Here is an 18,738-nt window from a genome sequence, read left to right as displayed (position 1 = left end):
AGTATGGAGAAATTAACCTTTAAAGAACTTCGGCAGCTTGTCAGCCTCTTAAAACCATTGCTGCCTTTAATGCTTCTGACCATAGCATTAGGTACATTAGGCTATTTGGCGATTACAGCCATAAGCTTTGCTGGCGGGATGGGTGTTCTGCAGATCGCGGGAATTCGAGAATACGGCTCATTGAAGCTTCTGATATACGCCATTCTTCTTGCAGGTGTCTTACGGGCGGTCTTTCGTCTTAGCGAGCAATACTGCACCCATTATATCGCCTTTCGCCTTCTTGCCATCATTCGCGAGAAAGTATTTAAACAGCTGCGGCTCTTGACGGAAAACCAGTTAAAGGAGATTCGCAAGGGTGAATTGATGAACATTGTGACAAAGGATGTCGAGCTCCTCGAGGTCTTTTATGCCCATACGATTGCTCCTGTGTTCATTTGGATTGCTACTATGATTGTTTATGGTGCTATGTTATATAGCTTGCATCCATTATATGCGTTGATTGGGGTGATCAGTTACTGGGTGATTGGCTATCTTATTCCGGTGGCGGTGTACCGCTTTGGACAGAGATCTGCTGAGGTTTACCGCACGAAGCAGGGGATGCTGAGCAGCTTCTTAATGGACTCATTGAAGGGAATAAAGGAAATCATTATCTTTGGGAAAAAGAATCATACTCTTCATTCCATTGACACATACAGTCATGAGCTGAATGGTACGACGAAGAATTTAAAAAGACATGAAGGGCTATTGAAAGCTTTAACTGATACAATGATTTATCTAACTGTTTTTGTACAGCTATTCACATCTGTCTATTTCATTACGGAAAGGGAAGCCCACATGGGAGCTGTTCTGCTTGCTATGCTTGTCTTGTTCTCCTCCTTCGGTCCAAGCCTTGCTCTTTCGCAATTAAGTGCGAGTCTTGTCCATACGTCCGCCAGTGCGAAACGCGTTCTCCGTCTTCTCAATTTGAAACCGGATATCCTCTATAGCGGAAGAAAGAAGCTTGATCAGGTGGAGACGATCCGCTTTGAAGATGTGAAATTTGGGTATGAAAATGGCCGGGAGTTATACAGACATGTTAATCTGACTTTTCATAAGGGAGAGATTACCGCCATTAGAGGAGCGAATGGTACGGGTAAATCAACGCTTATTTCTTTACTGCTGCAAAATCTGAGACCGCTTGAGGGAAATGTCTATATAAATGATGAGCTTGCTATGTGTTATTCTCATGAGAGTCTCCGTCAAAATATTGGTCTAGTAACAGCCTCCACTACGGTGTTCACAGATACACTGCGGAATAATCTGACCCTCTATCAAAAGGGATACACAGATGAGCAGATTAAACAAGCCTGCTTCAAGGCAGGCCTCTCCGAATATGTAGAGAGTCTGCCGAAAGGTCTGGATACATTTATGGAGGAATACGCGGCCAATATGTCGAGCGGACAAGTGCAGCGTATCGCCTTAGCGAGGATGTTCCTGAAGGATTCCCCTATTTTCATTCTCGATGAGCCGACCAGCAATCTTGATGCCTTGAACGAAAAAGCGGTACTGGCGACAATCAAACGTCATGCAGCCGATAAGGTGGTTCTCTTAATCAGCCATAATGAGGATGTATGGGAACTGGCTGATCAAGTGTACAAAATAGAAAATAAAATGATTCAAACAGCGTAATGAAAGGAGAGCCGTCTTTTATTAGAGGCTCTCTTTCTCTTTGTCTGAATTACCCGTTGGGAAGATGAATTTTTGCTGCAGCTTGTGGAAATAGTAAGAGATGAGAGCTTCAGTGAATAGAAAGATGAGATAGATTCCAACTGCTGCTAAGATCCATTTCAGCATATTGTCCCTCCTTGTTCTTTTCTTTATTTACCCAGCTGACACAAAAATAATAGTGTATCTAATTACTTGACGAGACACGCAGATTTTGATAATGTATTATTCATATTTTAAATTGACCAGATTGTTCATTTGGTCAATAACCGAGGTGAGGGAATGGCTGTTGACAGAAGAAAGCTGATTCTTGACGCAGCAATACATAGCTTCAGCAATTATGGCTATAAAGCGACGACGATGGATCAAGTATCAAGGAGCGCCAACGTCGGGAAGGGAACAATCTATACCTTTTTCAAGACGAAGGAGGATTTGTTCCGAGAGGTTGTTAGCATGATTATCCTCGAGATGAATGCTGAGGCAGAGGATGCGATCAAAAGCGATAACACAACACTTGAGAATGTTCATGCCATTCTGTGTCGGCTTCTAACATTTCGAAAGTCCCATCAGCTGACGGCCAAACTTATTATGGAGGCCAAAGAGATTGGAACACCAGCCGTACTTGAGGCTGTAGATGAATTGGAAGAGCATATCCTCCAAGCCATCAGGAGGAAAGTGGATAAAGCCATCAAGATGAAGGAAATTCGAGAATGTGACCCGAATTTAACAGCCTTTATCATTGTTAAAATGTATAAGGCACTTATTTATGATTGGGAAGAAAAGCATGAACCGTTGTCTGAAGAGGAAATAGCAAACTATTTTAAATTATATTTATTTGAAGGGTTGTCTTATGCATAGGCAGCCTGTTATTTGGACCACAATGACTAAAATTCAATATTGGTCATTAAGTTTTGGTGTAGGAGGGATAAAGCATGAATGCTTTTAAGCTATGGCTGGCAGAATGGAAGGACATCTTCAAAAGCAAGATGATGGCCATCTCGTTAATTGCGATCATATTCCTTCCGATTATTTATGCCGGTGTATTCCTATGGGCCTTCTGGGATCCCTATGGAAATATTGAAAAACTGCCGGTAGCTATCGTCAATCTTGATAAAGGCTCTGACTTTGAGGGCGATCATCTTACTTTGGGCAAGGATTTGACAGAAAATTTGAAGGAGGATAAATCCTTCAACTATACATTCGTTGACAAGGATGAAGCCTACGAGGGTCTTGAAAATAATGAATATTATTTAATTGTTCAAATACCCGAGAATTTCTCCAAGAATGCTACAACCTTGCTTGATGAAAAGCCTGAGAAACTCGAGTTGGTCTATGTGCCAAACCAGTCCTTGAACTATACGGCTTCGAAAATTTCGGAATCAGGTATTGAGAAAATTAAGGAGGCCATTTCAGATGAGGTTAGTGAAACCTATGCTGAAACGATTTTTGAAAAGGTGACGGAAATGGCTGATGGGTATGCTGAAGCAGGTGATGGAGCCTCCAAGCTTCAAGATGGAATCGGCAAGCTGGGCCATGGCGCAGCGGAAATTAAGACCAATCTTGAAACCTTGGCAAGCTCTCAGCTTGACCTGACAAAGGGAGCATCCACCCTTGAGGAAGGGGCGAAGGAGCTCGCAGATAAAACAGCTGAATTAGCTGATGGCGTTAATGAGCTGAGTAATGGAAAAAACCAATTATATGAGGGTGTGCAGTCCTCTCAAAGCGGAGCAGCCGCTTTAGCCGATGGAATCACGGAGTTTAATTCCGGCTTGGCAAGTGCAAGCGGAAAGTTTGCTGATATCCAAACAGGAGCCAATACACTATCTAGCGGATTGAGCAGCCTCGAGGAGCAAACAAATCAATTAGGCAATGCAGCAAGCGGGATTACCTCCCTGCAGCAGGGTGCCAGTGATTTGCATACTGGAATTGTTCAACTAAATGAGCAATTGACAGCTTTGCTGGATTCCTTGCCATTAACAGATGAGCAAAAGCAAGCGTATATCGCTCAATTATCTGCACTGGAACAAGGCAGTGCCCAAGTATCAGCGGGGACGCAGCAGCTTCCAGGCGGGGATCAGCTGGCAGCACTTGCTGGAGCGGTATCTCAATTACAGGATGGCTCTGAAACATTGGCATCAGGGATTGGGCAATTCAATGACCAGGCTTTAAGCCCGTTGGCTCAAGTCGGAACCCAGCTTGAAACCGGTGCAAATCAGCTTGCTGAAGGGCAAAAGACCTTGCTCTCCGGCTTCGATACCTTTAATGCTGGCTTCAGTCAGGTTCAAACTGGAACAGAGAAGCTTTCTAGCGGGGCATCAAAGCTTGCGAACGGTACAACCGAGCTGAAGGAGGGTGCAAGCCAGATTGCAGATGGTTCCTCTCAATTAGCGGACGGATCTGGTGCGCTTGTTGATGGAACAGGAGAGTTGAAGGACGGATCAAGCGAATTAACGAATGCCTTGAAGGATGCTGCAGAGGAAGGAAGCTCTGTTAAGGCGGACAATAAAACCTATGAAATGATGGCAAGCCCGGTTAAAACAGATAAAGAGGTCGTAAATGGGGAAGTGCCTAACTATGGAACCGGCTTAACTCCATACTTCTTATCAATGGGACTATTCGTCGGGGCCTTGCTCTTGACGGTGGTTTATCCGATGAAGGATCCGGCGCGTAAACCAAAATCATTCTTTGGATGGTTCTTGAGCAAATTCGGTGTCATCATCATCGTTGGATTGCTGCAAGCCCTTATCGCGACAGGAATTATCCTTTATGCGCTTGATTTAGAGGTCCAAAGTGTACCTCTTCTGTTCTTGATGGCATGCGCGATGAGCATCACCTGCATGTCAATCATACAATTCCTTGTGACAGCCATGGGCGACCCAGGGCGTTTCATCGCGATTATTATGCTTATCCTTCAATTAACAACCAGTGCTGGAACCTTCCCATTAGAATTGATTCCAGACACCTTGCAGGATATCAATGCCTGGCTGCCGATGACTTATTCTGTCCGAGGCTTTAAAGCAGTCATCTCAAGCGGAAATTTCGACTATATGTGGCAAAATATCGGGGTGCTCGGTATATTCACCGCTGTCTCCATTACCGGGACCTTGCTGACATTGGCGTGGAAATATCGCCGTCTCCGTACAAAGAAATGGACGGAAAGTCAGCTGACAGTTTAATAGATAAATTGATTTCAAGAATGAGGCCCTTTAGCAATCGGTTATTTTATTGCTAAAGGGTCTTTTGCTGTTGACCTTTTTCGTCAAGAGTATAGGTGGAAACTTCTGTTCTAGAGAAAATGAAATTCAAAAATTGCTTAATAAATACGTTTGAAGCTTTTGATCTTTCGCACCTTACATTTTCCTTATTTTTCCGATATACTAGTGCACGGACTTATCAATAGAAAGATCGTTACTAAAGGGGGAAGATGATTTGAATCAACCAGCAGGCTTCTGGATTCGCTTCGGTGCAGCCCTTCTCGATGGGCTTTTATTTTTGGTCCTCGGTTTTCTATGTTTTATTCTCTTCTCTGAAAGCGCAGCTACGAAATTGATTAATTCATTATTTGATGCCTATCGTTTCTTGCTCCCGGCGTTGTGGTACGGGTACACTGTCGGGAAACGAGCTCTAGGTATTCGAATTATCCGCACGGACGGAAGAAATGTGGGTTTTTGGAATATGATGAGGAGAAATATTCTTGGCGGGTTGTTATATCTTTCGCCATTATTGATTGCTCTTATCGTCTGTTACGCTATATTAGGCCAGCAGAATGTCGAGTTGTTTTTGTCTGATGAGACTGTTTGGCTGGAGTCAGATGCCGGGAATAGGCTGGTGGATGAACGAACAAGTGAGGTTCATCAAATAGAAGGATTAAATGCGGCTTCTATTGCCTTAGATATCGGGACCTTTAGCCTCTTTGGCCTCATTTTGGTATCTGGGCTGATGGTCGGCATCCGAAAAGACAAACGTAGTCTGCATGATTGGGTCGCGGGGACCTATGTGACTAGAAGCCGTCCTGAAGATCATGATAGGCTTTTTCCTCATGAGGAAGAAGCTGTTCCAGTAGACAAAGTGAATATATGAAGAGGCCTCTTTTATTGAGACTTGCCTGTTCACTTAACGAGGGTATTAATCCAAGAAGGATTAATACCTTTTTTGTTGAACTCCTTATTATAAAGTGAAATATGAAAGGAGGTGAATACATTGAAACAATTTAAAGATTTTTTTCCAATCCTATTAACCTTCGTGTTGTTCTTAATGGCATTATTTATTTTCTTTGTATACCGTTCTCCGAACTTAAATCTATGGAATCTCATTTTCTTGTATATTTTGATCGACATTGGATTTATGGTGTCGTTAATTTTGGGAGCCAAATCTAAAATAAGCGCTGTAAAAGTGTTTTGCATCCTTTCGAATATGGCATTAATGATTCCATTATCCATATTAATCTATCTACTACTATTGGCAAATGGTATGTCTGAACCATAGAAGTACTCTTTCATTCTGGGAATTAATTATAGGACAGCAGATGATATATGCATGAACAAGGGAGAGATTTTAATGAAGAAAGTCTATTTCTTACACGGTTTTATGGGGACGGCTGAAACACATTTTACAGATTAGATAGCTTATTTCGAAGATAAGCATGCTGTTGGATATACCGGAGCATGGAATGCACCTGTTGAAGCCTCTATTTTGAGGAAACTCTTAATTACGTTATTACTCAAATCAAGAATTAAGGGGAAGGATTTATAGCCGGGTGATCATGAGGAGCTTCCTTAGCCATGCATGTTGCTTTAAGAGTGCCAGAGTTCATGAACGGTATTGTCCTTACAGGTTATGCACCGTTCATTCCCGAAGAGCTAGAAGGGATTATGGAGAAACAATATGAATATTTCTCAAATTTTGAAGAGAATGATGCAAATATAGCGTATAGCATATTCAAAGCATAAGGATACCAATGCTCATCCTGAATGGCGGGAATGAATGATATGAGGTAGAAGCAGCTGCCTATATCAAAAAAATGAAAGCGGATAGTAAGGTTGGATTGGTTCCGAATGCTGGGCATACAGCTAATATTGAACAGCCAGAAATCTATCATATAATGCTTGATAATTTTTTGGAAGTTGTTTTATCGGAAACAATTTCGAAATAAGAGCAATCGCTTTATTACTATCTCGGAAAACTGGGGGAGAAGAATGAAACAAATATACGCTTTTGAAAGGGAAGAGGAGTTTGTAAAGTATCGAGATGTTACTCATAGATTTGGAGAGAAACTGAGTGAATACCAAGCCATACTTGAGCAACAATATGATCTAACAGAATTACCAAAAGGCATTTTATGGACTAGCGAAGAATTGGCAACGATGTTTTTTTCAAATATCCCCATACCAGCCTATACGAATAAAGATTTAATCTATATGTCTCCTGATGTGAAAAGTTGGAGGAGAATTCTTCTGAGCCAATTAGACGGAAAGGATCTTCCGGATGTTCAGGAATTTTATGAAAATTACTCTGAAAATCAGGTATTTATTATATTAGCACACGAATTAACTCACCATTCTGATTTATTCTTGGATGAATTTGATGATGAAAGTGAAAATGGGATATGGTTCGAGGAAGGGATGTGTTTTTATCTGCCTAGGAAAATTCTATTAAGTGAGAAGGAGTTTAACGAAATAACCAATGCGGAGATCCAATTATTTGAAGCGTTCAAAGACAAATATGGAAAACATTCATTAGAAGATTTCGGAAGTCTTTCATATCAAGGCAGCCTTTCAAGTATTATGTTTGATTATTGGCGAAGTTATCTTTCTGTAAAGTATTTAGTAGAGGACCGTGCCAATAATAATGTGAAACAGGTCTTTAATACATATCATCAATGGGATAGAGAAGGTAGAAAGGTTCCATTGACGGAATACTTTGGAATTGAGTCCTTATTGAAGTAACAGAATAATAGGAGGAAAGACTGTCAGATTGATGGTCTTTTCTTATGTTGCTAAAGGGAAGCATTCTTGTAATAGATGAAGAATGTGGGGGAAGTATGTGAAACAATGTATTTAAAGTGAATAGACCCCCTTATTAGAGAAAAGGGATCGGTTTGTTTTGGAAGTTTAAAGGACTATTTCATCTAAGCAGAGAATTATTCAGGTAGTGCCGGACATTTAGTTGATCCAGGATGAGCTGGGTGTAGCAGTACCGCTTCTTAATGGGGAAAAACATATCCCATTTCTTATACATAAAGACATACATCTAGATATGATGTTATTGAAGGAATATCTTCATTCGTCTCTAGAATCATCTCGACTTGCTTTGTTCGGCGATATTCAAGTTCATTATGTCTTACAGGATGAACCAAAACGAAAGAAAATGGTGATAGATGCAATGATTCATATGAAGCTTTATGATGAAACAAATCGACTAACGAAGGATTGTTAATTTCCTTTGCCTATTATTTTATAAGAAGATAAAAGAAGGAGGCCGTACTATGAGAAAGCAATTATCGTTACACCTTCCAATTGCTTTGTTCTTTCTCATCTTTTCGCTGTTTGGAACATGGTATGAGGGAAGCAATATTTTGGAGAACTCTTTTGAGTGGGAGGATTCAGCTCCTTTCTCCACCCTATTTCATGGACCTTTAACCTCTGAAGCAGATATTATGCAAGTGGATTTCTTTGTTTATGCAAGCAAGTTTTATCCTTTCTTCCCAACTGTATTGTTGTTGAGTGTGCTGTACCTGTTAACTGTATTAGGAGTGTGTACTATTGAGGATAGAAGAAGGAGAATTTTATTTTTTCGTATCTATACGGTCTGCCTGTTAGTTGTTCTCGCTGCGGTTCAATTACAGCATGTGGATACGAAGTATTATTATACATCATGTCTTTTCATTGGCATTGGGGTCAATTGTCTGCTTAGTGTAAGAAATAATAGGCGTTTAGCAGCTATGAAAGGATAGGGACAAATCTAATTAGCAGGGAATAGCTCCCGGTAATTTGTATACAATAAGTCAAGCTGCTTCCTAATCAGAAGCGGCTTTTTTATTTTTACAATGATTAAACTGGAGTAATTCACTTATGATGACAGTATTTCTGCTTCAATGCAAAAAAAAACAGGCTTCTTTGAAAGCCTGGCTTTGCATTCTGCAAATTAGAGGGAATTTTGAATGAACCAAGACTGTTGTACAGTCCATTTCACACCAACCTAACATAGGGGGATGCTTGCGCATTTATAATCAAGGGATTATTCCCGTTGATTCTCATTCAGATACATGACGCAGGCATCGATCACAGACGATTCCGTAGCATTCGTGCTGTTCTTCGATATTTTCACCACATTCAGCGCATTTCTTTGGGGGCAAGTTTCTGAAGAATTCCATTACGTTTCGTACCATGCTCATAACCTCCGTTTAATTGATTTATAACAGTTTGTTATTTTCTGAAACTGTTATATAACTATTTGTTAATAACAGTGTATTATAACAGATATGGAATGTCAACACTGTTTTAAAACAATTTTGAAAAAGATGAAAAAATAGGCATTTTAGTTTATAGTGATTAAGGGAGATAGCTCGTTTTGTAAGGAGGAATTCGATGCAATTAACGGTGATTGGTTACTGGGGCGGGTTTCCTGCTGCAGGTGAAGCCAGCACAGGATACTTATTGGAACATGAGGGCTTTAAGCTGTTGCTTGATTGCGGAAGCGGGGTTTTATCAAAGCTTCAATCCTACGTCTCGCCTAGTGAGCTTGATGCGGTTTTGCTGACCCATTCTCATCCTGATCATACAGCTGATATTGGTGTTTTACAGCATGCGCTTTTGATTGGACATATGTCTGGCGGTCAGGAGAAATGTCTGCCAATCTATACCCATTCAGAGGAGCAGGGATTTATCGAAACACTTCAGTACAAAGCCTATACAGAATGGAAGCCGATAGAAGAGGACGTGCCATCCCAAATCGGTCCGTTTTCGGTTCGTGCGATGAAAACGAAGCACTCTGTTCCATGCCTGGCTTATCGAATCGAGGCAGGAGGGCGTGTATTCGGATTTACGGGAGATACGGCTTTTAAAGAGGACTTTGCATCCTTCTTTCAAGGGGCACATGTGCTGCTAAGCGAGTGTAACTTCTACAAAGGAATGGATGCAGCGGAGCGTGCCGGCCATCTAACGAGTGAGCATGCTGCCATGATTGCGAGGGATGCAGGAGCAGAACGATTGATCCTAACGCATCTTCCGCATTTTGGGGATGTGAAGCAGCTGAAGGTTGAGGCAGCGGCAGTTTTCAGTGGAGAAATTGGACTGGCCAGCACTGGACTGACAATCGAAATATAAATCATGTGGAGGTAAAGGTATGTTATTTTTGGATAACAGGGGCATTACAGACCCGCGAATTAACTTAGCGATTGAGGAATATGCGTTAAAGAATTTGGACATTACAGAGGAATCCTATTTACTTTTCTACATTAATCAGCCATCTATTATTATCGGCAGAAATCAAAATACAATAGAAGAAATTAATCAAGATTACGTGGATGAAAATGATATCATTGTCGTGCGCCGGCTTTCAGGAGGCGGTGCGGTTTACCACGATCTTGGGAACTTGAACTTCAGCTTCATCACGAAGGATGACGGGGAGAGCTTCCATAACTTCAAGAAATTTACTGAGCCTGTTGTGGATGCCTTGAAGGAGCTCGGAGTTGAGGCGGAGCTTAGCGGACGGAATGACTTAATTGCTGGCGGAAGAAAAATCTCCGGCAATGCACAATTTGCAACAAACGGGAGAATGTTCAGCCACGGCACGCTAATGCTTTCTAGTGAGATTGATCATGTTGTGTCCGCTCTTAATGTGAATCAGGATAAGATTAAATCTAAAGGCATTAAATCGATTCGCAGTCGTGTGGCTAATATTTCTGAATTCCTAACTGAGCAGTTGAGCATTGAGGACTTTAAACAAAAAATCCTTGAGCACATTTTCGGCGGAATGGATAAGGTCGAGCGTTATGAATGGACAGAAGAGGATTGGAAGAAAATCATGGAGATCTCAGAAAGCCGTTATCAGCAATGGGATTGGAACTATGGCAAATCTCCTAAGTTTAATGTTCAGCATTCACAGCGCTTTGAAGGAGTTGGCCAAATTGATGTCCGCTTGGATGTGGCAAAAGGCCAAATCGAGAACTGCAAAATTTTCGGCGATTTCTTCGGAGTTGGAAGTGTCGAGGAGATTGAGCAGAAATTGAACGGTGTCCGTTTCTCGAAGGCGGAGATTGAGAAGGCGCTTGATGATGTGAATATCAAGCATTACTTCGGCAATTTGACGAAGGAAGAGTTCGTCAAATTATTGTATTAAAGAATAATAGAGTTTAGGCAAATCTGCTGCTCATGTATATGAGCAGACAGATTTGCTTTTTTTATAGGTCTATATCCCATTATTGTAACAAAATTTCAAAAAATTGGTTGTAGAACGAAACTTTATTTTATATACTGAATAGTAAGAAATTTACAAGTAAGGGATGGCATTCATTTGATTTTTATAGAAGAGAGTTTTCATACCTTTAAGCCGACGGAGAAGAAGGCAGCTGAATTCATCCTGCAAAACCCGAATGAAGCGGTTAATCTTTCTATCCAAAAGCTGGCCGCACGAGCTGAGGTCAGTGAGGCATCCATTATCCGGCTCGCAAAGAAAATGAATTGCACAGGCTTTAAGGATCTTAAGCTGAAACTGGCTTATGAGCTCGCCAAGAATGAGCACAGGACGGAGCAATATGAGGATATTCCGGATGACGGCTCTATTAAATCCTACATACAATCAATCTCGCAAAATAATATTCAAGCGATAGAGAACACAATGGTGCTGCTGACAGAAGAGAGTGTGGAAAAAGCCATATCGCTTATTGCCGACGCCCGCATGGTGGCTGTCTATGGCATCGGTGCTTCTGCCATCATTGCTCAGGATTTCAAACAAAAGCTTACCCGCATCAATTATTGGTGTGAAGCGGCGATTGACGGTGATACGCAATTGACGGTTTCAGCGAATCTTGGTCCGCAGGATGTCGTCTTCGGCATTTCTTACAGCGGCTTGACGAAGGATATTTGTGACTCTGTCTCCTTGGCCAAGAAGAATGGGGCAAAGGTCATCACCTTGACCAAGTCTGGAGATAATGTGCTTTCCCTGATGGGAGATGCCTGTCTATATACCACTTCATTGGAGCGGAATATCCGAAGCGGTGCGACAAGCTCACGTATCGCTCAGTTAAATGTCATTGATATATTGTTTGCCGGCATCACTAGGGCAAACAAAGAGAAGAATATTGAGGCATTGGAGCGGACACGTAAAGCGGTCCGCCGTTCAAAAAGCGGGAAATAGCCGTTTTGATGAGGCTTTTATCCGGCTCCTTACCTTTAGTACTGTTGCTTTACTTTGTGTATCTTCCTTGATACATGAAGCTAATTATAAACTATGGGAGGTCAAATGAATGAAGAGGATGGGGAAGGCGTGGCTGGCAGGTATTATGTTGTGTTCAGCCATGGTCGCGACAGCTTGTTCACAGGATAAGGAAACGGCCAATGGGAAGAAGGAAGATGCGGTTACCTTGACGATTGGAAGCTGGAGAACAGAGGACACAGAAGGCTACAAAAAAGTCATTGAAGCATTTGAAAAGAAAAATCCAGATATTCAAGTAGAGTTTAAGCCATCGAAGAATACGGAGTATAACACAATCTTGAATACGGCACTCAAAAGCGGGGAAGGTCCTGATATCATTCATTTACGTCCATATGCTCCAGGAATTGCGCTTGCAGATGCCGGCTATTTAGAGCCGCTTGATGATATAAGTGGACTCGATACATTTACAGATGAAGCACTTACTGCCTCAAAGGGGTCGGATGGGAAGCAATATGGTGTACCAATCAATATGAGTACCACACAGGTCTTCTATAACAAGAAGATTTTCAAAGAATTAAAGCTTGAGGAACCTAAGACATGGGATGAGTTCATTGAGTTGAATGAAAAGATAAAAGATGGAGGTTATGTTCCTTTAGCCCTGGGAACTAAGGAAGGTTGGCTGTTATCACTCACTCATGGCATCTTCGGTCCAGCAGTATATGGCGGGACAGAATTTGTTGATAAGATTCAAAAGGGAGAGACCAACTTTACGAGCAAGGAGTTTGTTCAATCCGTCAAAGCTATGGATGAATTGAAGAAATATTTCCCTGATAACTATGAAGGGGTTGGCATGGAGGATATGAGAACGATGTTCTTCACGGAACAAGCAGCGATGTTCCCGCTCGGAAGCTGGGAGATTGAAGTTGTACGCGGAATGAACCCGGATCTTGATTTTGGCTACTTCCCGATGCCTCAGCAAAACGGAGGAGAACCGGCTGTAACAGCATGGGTTGATGGCTCGTATGCGGTGAATGCCAATTCCAAGCACAAAGAGGCAGCAAAGAAATTCGTGGAGTTTATGACGACGAAGGAATTTGGGGAATTGTTTACGAATGAATTTAAAATGATTAGTGCCATCCCGGGCATCACCTCAGAGGATGAGCTCGTGAACAGTCTTGGGAAGGCGATTACAGAAAGCTCTACTCCTTATATGATGGTCATTCACTTCGCGGAAGGGAATCCAACCACAAAGGCCACTTTTGAAACTGAGCTGCAGGGAATGTATCTTGGCGATCAAACACCTGAGGAAGTAGCGAAGAAAGTGCAGGAAAGTGCGAAGAGTTGGTATAAACCGTTTCAATAAAGGAGCAGGAGGCGGGTAAGCTATGCAGCCGGAAACGATTACAGCTGAAGTGAAGAAACCAAACGTGAAGAAGCGCAGGGGATGGAAGATTCATCTCCTGCCTATTCCCGCCCTTGTCATCTATGGATTATTCATCGTTTATCCCCTTTTAGCCGCGCTGACTTACAGTTTTTTTGACTGGGAGGGAATTAAGCAAGGGGCATTTATTGGACTGGGGAATTACAAGGATTTATTTACACTTGAGCCATTTCGAGGCATGTTCTGGAATGCCTTTGGCCATAACGTTCTTTATTTCGTGATTCAAATGATTATTCAAAATGGCGTTGCCTTTGTACTGGCGCTCATTCTTTATCAAAAGATACGGGGAATGGAATTCTTTAAGATTGCCTATTTCCTGCCAAGATTATTATCAGTTATCGTGGTCGGCTTTCTTTGGAAGCTGATTTTGAATCCCAATTTCGGTGCCCTGAACATTTTATTAGGTAAATTCGGCCTGGAATCCCTGCAGAAGGCATGGCTTGGCGATCCGGATACAGCCTTGATTGCGATTATCTTAGTGAATTGCTGGTTTGGTGTCGGATTTGCCGTCCTTATTTTCCTTGCAGGTCTGCAAGCCATACCGCATGAACTGATTGAGGCGGCTAGGCTTGACGGGGCAAGGGGGTTGACTCTTATACGGAAGATTATGCTTCCATTAATGGTCCCTTCCTTGATGATCATGACCGTTCTGACCTTTATTCAATCCTTTGAGGCCTTTGAGCTTGTCTATGCGATGCAAGGCTCTCAAGGAGAACCATATCGTTCAACAGATACGCTGGCAGTTTATTTCTACCGGCTGGCCTTTGGAGGCGGAAGCGGAGATTCAACAGCTGTAGGTCTTGGATCAGCACTTGCTGTTGTGCTTTTTATCTTTATTGCGTCCATCACAGCGGTGTTATTGAAGGTCATTAATCGAAAGCAAATTGATATGTAGGAGGGAAACAGAATGAAAGCAACGATTTGGACTCGCCCGTTTTATTATATTATCGCATTCTTGTTTGCCTCCATCAGCTTGTATCCCATTATCCTGATGGTTCTGTCGTCCTTTAAGCCGAGTGCGGAAATATTCATGAACCCGCTCTCCTGGCCGGAGCAATTCAGCCTTGATACATACCGAACCTTGCTTGAGCGCATTCCATTCATGACGTATTTCTATAATAGTGTGTTTACGAGTGTGGTCTCCGTTCTTCTCATTGTTATCACAACCTCTTTAGCCGCTTTTTATATCGCACGGTATACATTTTGGTGGAATAATCTGCTCTTCTTCTTCTTTTTGATGGGGATGATGATTCCCATCAAGCTTGGGATTGTGCCGCTATTTCTATTAATGAAGGATTTAGGCTTAACCAACTCCCTATGGTCCTTGATTTTTATGTACACAGCACAGGGTATTCCTTTATCCATTCTAATATTGACCGGTTTCTTTCGGACGATGCCGATAGAGCTCGAGGAAGCGGCGCGGATTGACGGTGCCAGCGATTTGAGAATTCTCTGGAATGTTTTATTGCCTATCATGCGTCCAGCCCTTGCGACTGTCGTTATCATTAATTTCATCCAGGCATGGAATGATTTCTTCTTCCCGCTGATTTTTATTTCAGATGAGATGAAGAAGACTATCCCGGTCGGCATGCTGTCGCTCTTCGGTGAGTATTCCGCTGATTGGGGCTCCTTATTTGCAGGGCTGACGCTTTCCTCCCTGCCGATGATTGTCCTCTTCTTCATTGCGTCAAAACAATTCATGGAGGGAATGACTGCTGGTGCCGTTAAATAAGGAAATCATTCTCGCAATTGATGGCGGAGGGACGAAAACGGATTTGGCGGCAGGTGAAGGAAACGGCCGAATCGACTTTCTTGTTAGCGGTCCCTCGACTAATCTGAAATCCCGACCCGAAAACACGGTGAAGGCTGATCTCTATCGAATGCTGGACTCTTTGTTTCTGGAATCTGATTATTCAAAGGAAGCGATTACGGCAATCAGCGTAGCGGCCGCCGGCGGAGACAGACTGGAGGACCAGGTCAGATGGAGGGAGTGGTTCCTTGACTATGGAATCAAGCCAAGGGACATTACGGTCATGAATGATTGCCTCGCTCCTCTCACGGCAGCTACGAAGAGGAAGGAAGGATTGGTGTTAATCGCCGGTACCGGATCCATCGCTTATTATTTCAAAAAAGATGGCAGAGCTATCCGAGCAGGCGGATGGGGATATTTATTAGGGGATGAGGGAAGCGGCTATGATATAGGCAATAGGGCCTTACGTCGTGTGCTTGAGTCTCATGATGGAAGAAGAAAAGGCGGCGAGGCATTATGTGCTTCCGTATTAACGCATTTCGGATTGGAAGGTCCGATGGAGCTTATCACGTATGTATATGAAGCAAATTATCCGAGGGAGGCCATCGCTGGGCTTGGAAGAAAAGTCATTGAATTAGCGGAGGCGGGAAATGATGACGCCTTAGCCATTATGGCTGAAGCGATTCAGGAGCTGGAAAGGCTGCTGTCAGCCATTTATGCAGCTGATGCGAAAAGCCGGAACGGTTCACTCGTCATCTCAGGAGGGTTGTTTCAGTCAATCTTCTTCCGGCAGGCTTTTGAATCATCCATCCGAAAGGCCGGGCATCAACAGGCTGTCATTCTCTCACATTACCCACCAGTTATTGGAACTTATATGTGTGCACTGCTTGAGAAGATGGACCATATTTCAGACGAGATTGAGGAGAATATCGCGAAATCCTGGCAAGCTGCCAAGACAATAAAAATAGATGGAGGCCTGGTTGATGAATGAGGGAAAACGGCAAATGATCACGGAGATGAGAAACGAAAACTCAGAAGGTCTCCACCTGTTCTCAACGATGGAAATCATCGAATTGATGAATCGGGAGGATAAGACGGTTGCTTATGCGGTTGAAAAAGCGCTCCCGCAAATAAAAGCTGCCATCGATGCGGCTGTCACCCGCCTCGAAAACGGAGGCAGACTTTATTATATAGGAGCCGGAACTAGCGGGAGGCTCGGTGTACTTGATGCATCTGAGTGTCCTCCGACCTTTGGAGTCCCCGCTGAATTAGTCAATGGAATCATTGCCGGCGGCGAGATGGCCGTTCGAATCCCTGTTGAGAATGCTGAAGATAACAGTGAGGAAGGACGAATGATTGTCAAAGAATTACTGGTGAAGGAGGATGTTCTTGTCGGTATCGCTTCGAGCGGCAGAACTCCGTATGTACTTGGCGCCCTTGAACAGGCTAATACTATTGGCTGCCAGACAATCGGGCTTGCCTGCAATCTTCAGACAGAGCTATCCAAGACAGCTGACATCATGATTGAGATTCCTGTCGGTCCGGAAATAATCACTGGATCAACAAGGCTGAAGGCCGGGACCGCCCAGAAGATGGTTCTGAATATGATTTCAACCGCCGTGATGATTAAACTGGGAAAGGTATACGGGAATCTAATGGTGAATGTGCAAGCGACGAATGATAAGCTGCGCATGAGATCCGTATCTATCATTCAAGATATCACAGGAGCAGAAGAAGCCCTCGCCAAGAAGATGAACGAGGAGGCAAAGGGAAACACACGAGCTGCCATCCTGATGATTCTTTACAAGCTTTCCTACGAGCAGGCTTGTTCGGAGCTAAGAAAGCATGACGATCATTTTCCACGGGCCATGAAGGCATTGGAGAACCGGCGTGTATGAGAAATTTGATAAGGACAGGTGGAGAGAAGCTGATTGCTTGCCGCCTGTCTTTTCGTTTGGTTTCTTTCTTCTTGGTTTAGGAGCAAAAGAGGATGGAGATTTATTTTGTGGTACTGTTAAAGGCGGGCACGTCTATTATGAACAATTAAATAGTAAAGAGGGCGTAATTAGACATGGAGGAGGGAACTATGGACAGTTTTATATGGGAATGTTTCTTTTTCATCATAATCGCAAATACGATTGGCTATTTAATCATTCGAAGAAAGGAAAGTATCTATCTGGCTGCATTGGCGGTGTTCTGTTCAGCTATACTAGTTGGCGTAGCAGGATATCTATTGACGATTGGAATACATGATTCCTATCAATATATGATTATGATAGGAGGCATTCTAGTTTTTAATAGCGTTATTCTTCTGTTATTTGCTTTATCAATATCTGTAGTAAAAAACCTATAAAAGCCTTACATCTGGCATTTGTCCTGAAGGATTAATGCCTTTTGGTGTTGAACGTTTTATTGTAATAAAGGGATATTTTAAAGATCTTGGTATCTGATAAGAAGCGGGAGGGTTATATGGATAATCACAAGTTTAATGAAGAACCTTATTCTTCCTTTCGAACAAAAAAACTCCCCATAAGGAGAGTTCTTTCCTAAGCTATCTATATAGCTGTCTAAAGGTCGTTCACTTTAAAAATATCTTAAAGTGGCTTGAAAATGGTAGAGCCTAGCCGCTCTATTTTGGTACAGGAAAATGACCCAAAATTATTTTAACTTAGTTGTATACTAGTATGCAACACTTATTTTTTAATTTTTGAAGATACAACATTAATAGAGGAGAAAACGAAGATTAAGGCATTCTGGTTAGGAGAAAATCGATAGAGGAAAAAATTATTAGAAGCATCATCTACCGCCAAGAAAGGAACTTTTTTAATGAACTAATTGGGCTGTTGAGCCAAGAAGGATTAAAGTCCTTTTCTGTAGAAGTCCTTATTGTGAAAAAGGGACAGGTTAGTGTAAGAAGGTGAGGGAATTATCCTATTAATAAAAAATAGTGAAGTATAGGGGGAGCATATTGGAATTTAAATTTTTGGACTTTTATATTATCAAAGGGGATGAAATTGATTTGCATCTCATAAAAACAGTACCAGGAAACAAGGATAAAAAATGGGTTCCAGCGTATCATTTCAATATTTCTTTAAGTGGTTCATCCGAACCTATTGGAAAAATAGATATTAGAATTGGATACAATGAAAATTTATATTATGGGGGTCATATTGGATATGCAGTTAATGAGAAATATAGAGGTAATCACTATGCTGCAAAAGCTGCATTGCTTTTAAGGGAAGTGGCGACTGCTCATAAAATGGAGAAACTGATTATTACCTGCAATCCAGATAACATCGCCTCAAGAAAAACCTGTGAATATGTCGGAGCTAATCTATTAGAAATCATTGATGTCCCAGAACACAACGATATGTATCAGCGAGGGGAAAAGGAAAAATGTATATATGAATGGATGTTATGCTAACGGATGTGATTTTCTAACAAGGATGGCTTTTCCTTCTTCAAAGCA

The 18,738-nt window shown here is 42.2% G+C and carries 19 protein-coding genes; 17 read left to right on the top strand and 2 right to left on the bottom strand.

Going from position 1 to position 18,738, the window contains the following annotated elements:
- The first annotated feature begins 3 nt into the window (after positions 1-3).
- Entirely contained in the window at positions 4-1,668 is a 1,665-nt protein-coding gene (locus AC622_RS15465; RefSeq protein ID WP_049671885.1) for an amino acid ABC transporter ATP-binding/permease protein, read from the top strand.
- Positions 1,669-1,689: 21 nt separating this feature from the next.
- Here AC622_RS15465 and AC622_RS21075 read toward each other — a convergent pair whose 3' ends face one another.
- The gene (locus tag AC622_RS21075) at positions 1,690-1,833 is read right to left on the bottom strand and encodes a hypothetical protein (RefSeq protein WP_156185645.1); all 144 of its coding nucleotides are present in this window, start codon (positions 1,831-1,833) and stop codon (positions 1,690-1,692) included.
- Positions 1,834-1,986: 153 nt separating this feature from the next.
- Here AC622_RS21075 and AC622_RS15460 point away from each other — a divergent pair, with 153 nt between their 5' ends.
- From AC622_RS15460 to AC622_RS15430, 6 genes are all read left to right on the top strand, one after another.
- Positions 1,987-2,562 (top strand): TetR/AcrR family transcriptional regulator, encoded by a 576-nt coding sequence (locus AC622_RS15460; protein WP_049671884.1) that lies wholly within the window; start codon positions 1,987-1,989, stop codon positions 2,560-2,562.
- 74 nt (positions 2,563-2,636) lie between these two features.
- Positions 2,637-4,880, top strand: a complete 2,244-nt coding sequence (locus AC622_RS15455) for a YhgE/Pip domain-containing protein (protein ID WP_049671883.1) — start codon at positions 2,637-2,639, stop codon at positions 4,878-4,880.
- A 253-nt stretch (positions 4,881-5,133) separates the two neighbouring features.
- The gene (locus tag AC622_RS15450) at positions 5,134-5,784 is read left to right on the top strand and encodes an RDD family protein (protein ID WP_049671882.1); all 651 of its coding nucleotides are present in this window, start codon (positions 5,134-5,136) and stop codon (positions 5,782-5,784) included.
- Positions 5,785-6,485: 701 nt separating this feature from the next.
- Positions 6,486-6,653 (top strand): hypothetical protein, encoded by a 168-nt coding sequence (locus AC622_RS21070; protein WP_156185644.1) that lies wholly within the window; start codon positions 6,486-6,488, stop codon positions 6,651-6,653.
- Positions 6,654-6,899: 246 nt separating this feature from the next.
- Positions 6,900-7,649, top strand: a complete 750-nt coding sequence (locus AC622_RS15440) for a hypothetical protein (RefSeq protein WP_049671880.1) — start codon at positions 6,900-6,902, stop codon at positions 7,647-7,649.
- Between the two features lie 539 nt (positions 7,650-8,188).
- Positions 8,189-8,656, top strand: a complete 468-nt coding sequence (locus AC622_RS15430) for a DUF4306 domain-containing protein (RefSeq protein WP_049671878.1) — start codon at positions 8,189-8,191, stop codon at positions 8,654-8,656.
- A 300-nt stretch (positions 8,657-8,956) separates the two neighbouring features.
- Here the strand turns inward: AC622_RS15430 and yhfH are convergent, their stop codons facing one another.
- Complete coding sequence (gene yhfH / locus AC622_RS20765) at positions 8,957-9,091, bottom strand: protein YhfH (protein ID WP_082197166.1); 135 nt, start codon at positions 9,089-9,091, stop codon at positions 8,957-8,959.
- Positions 9,092-9,290: 199 nt separating this feature from the next.
- On the opposite strand from yhfH, the gene AC622_RS15425 reads away from it, so the two are divergent.
- The 10 genes from AC622_RS15425 to AC622_RS15380 all read left to right on the top strand — a co-directional run bounded on the left by AC622_RS15425 (position 9,291) and on the right by AC622_RS15380 (position 18,693).
- Complete coding sequence (locus tag AC622_RS15425) at positions 9,291-10,028, top strand: MBL fold metallo-hydrolase (RefSeq protein WP_049671877.1); 738 nt, start codon at positions 9,291-9,293, stop codon at positions 10,026-10,028.
- Between the two features lie 19 nt (positions 10,029-10,047).
- The gene (locus tag AC622_RS15420) at positions 10,048-11,043 is read left to right on the top strand and encodes a lipoate--protein ligase (protein WP_049671876.1); all 996 of its coding nucleotides are present in this window, start codon (positions 10,048-10,050) and stop codon (positions 11,041-11,043) included.
- A gap of 174 nt (positions 11,044-11,217) precedes the next feature.
- Positions 11,218-12,060, top strand: coding sequence for a MurR/RpiR family transcriptional regulator (locus AC622_RS15415; RefSeq protein WP_231589542.1), 843 nt, complete (start codon positions 11,218-11,220; stop codon positions 12,058-12,060).
- Positions 12,061-12,169: 109 nt separating this feature from the next.
- Positions 12,170-13,441, top strand: coding sequence for an ABC transporter substrate-binding protein (locus tag AC622_RS15410; RefSeq protein WP_049671874.1), 1,272 nt, complete (start codon positions 12,170-12,172; stop codon positions 13,439-13,441).
- 22 nt (positions 13,442-13,463) lie between these two features.
- A complete protein-coding gene (locus AC622_RS15405) occupies positions 13,464-14,414 on the top strand; it encodes a carbohydrate ABC transporter permease (protein WP_049671873.1) in 951 nt (316 codons plus the stop codon).
- A gap of 12 nt (positions 14,415-14,426) precedes the next feature.
- A complete protein-coding gene (locus AC622_RS15400; RefSeq protein WP_049671872.1) occupies positions 14,427-15,251 on the top strand; it encodes a carbohydrate ABC transporter permease in 825 nt (274 codons plus the stop codon).
- Positions 15,238-16,260 carry an N-acetylglucosamine kinase gene (locus AC622_RS15395; RefSeq protein ID WP_049671871.1) on the top strand — a complete coding sequence of 341 codons (1,023 nt, stop codon included), beginning with the start codon at positions 15,238-15,240 and terminating at the stop codon, positions 16,258-16,260. Before AC622_RS15400 ends, AC622_RS15395 begins: the two co-directional genes overlap by 14 nt.
- Positions 16,253-17,167 carry an N-acetylmuramic acid 6-phosphate etherase gene (gene murQ, locus AC622_RS15390; RefSeq protein ID WP_049671870.1) on the top strand — a complete coding sequence of 305 codons (915 nt, stop codon included), beginning with the start codon at positions 16,253-16,255 and terminating at the stop codon, positions 17,165-17,167. Before AC622_RS15395 ends, murQ begins: the two co-directional genes overlap by 8 nt.
- Positions 17,160-17,522, top strand: coding sequence for a hypothetical protein (locus AC622_RS15385; protein WP_049671869.1), 363 nt, complete (start codon positions 17,160-17,162; stop codon positions 17,520-17,522). Before murQ ends, AC622_RS15385 begins: the two co-directional genes overlap by 8 nt.
- Before the next feature lie 715 nt (positions 17,523-18,237).
- Positions 18,238-18,693 carry a GNAT family N-acetyltransferase gene (locus AC622_RS15380; RefSeq protein ID WP_049671868.1) on the top strand — a complete coding sequence of 152 codons (456 nt, stop codon included), beginning with the start codon at positions 18,238-18,240 and terminating at the stop codon, positions 18,691-18,693.
- The last annotated feature ends 45 nt before the right edge of the window (positions 18,694-18,738 follow it).

This window comes from Bacillus sp. FJAT-27916 (genome assembly GCF_001183965.1).
In the GTDB taxonomy this organism is placed as follows: Bacteria; Bacillota; Bacilli; order Bacillales; family Pradoshiaceae; genus Pradoshia.
This window is presented reverse-complemented; position numbering and strand designations above follow the sequence as displayed.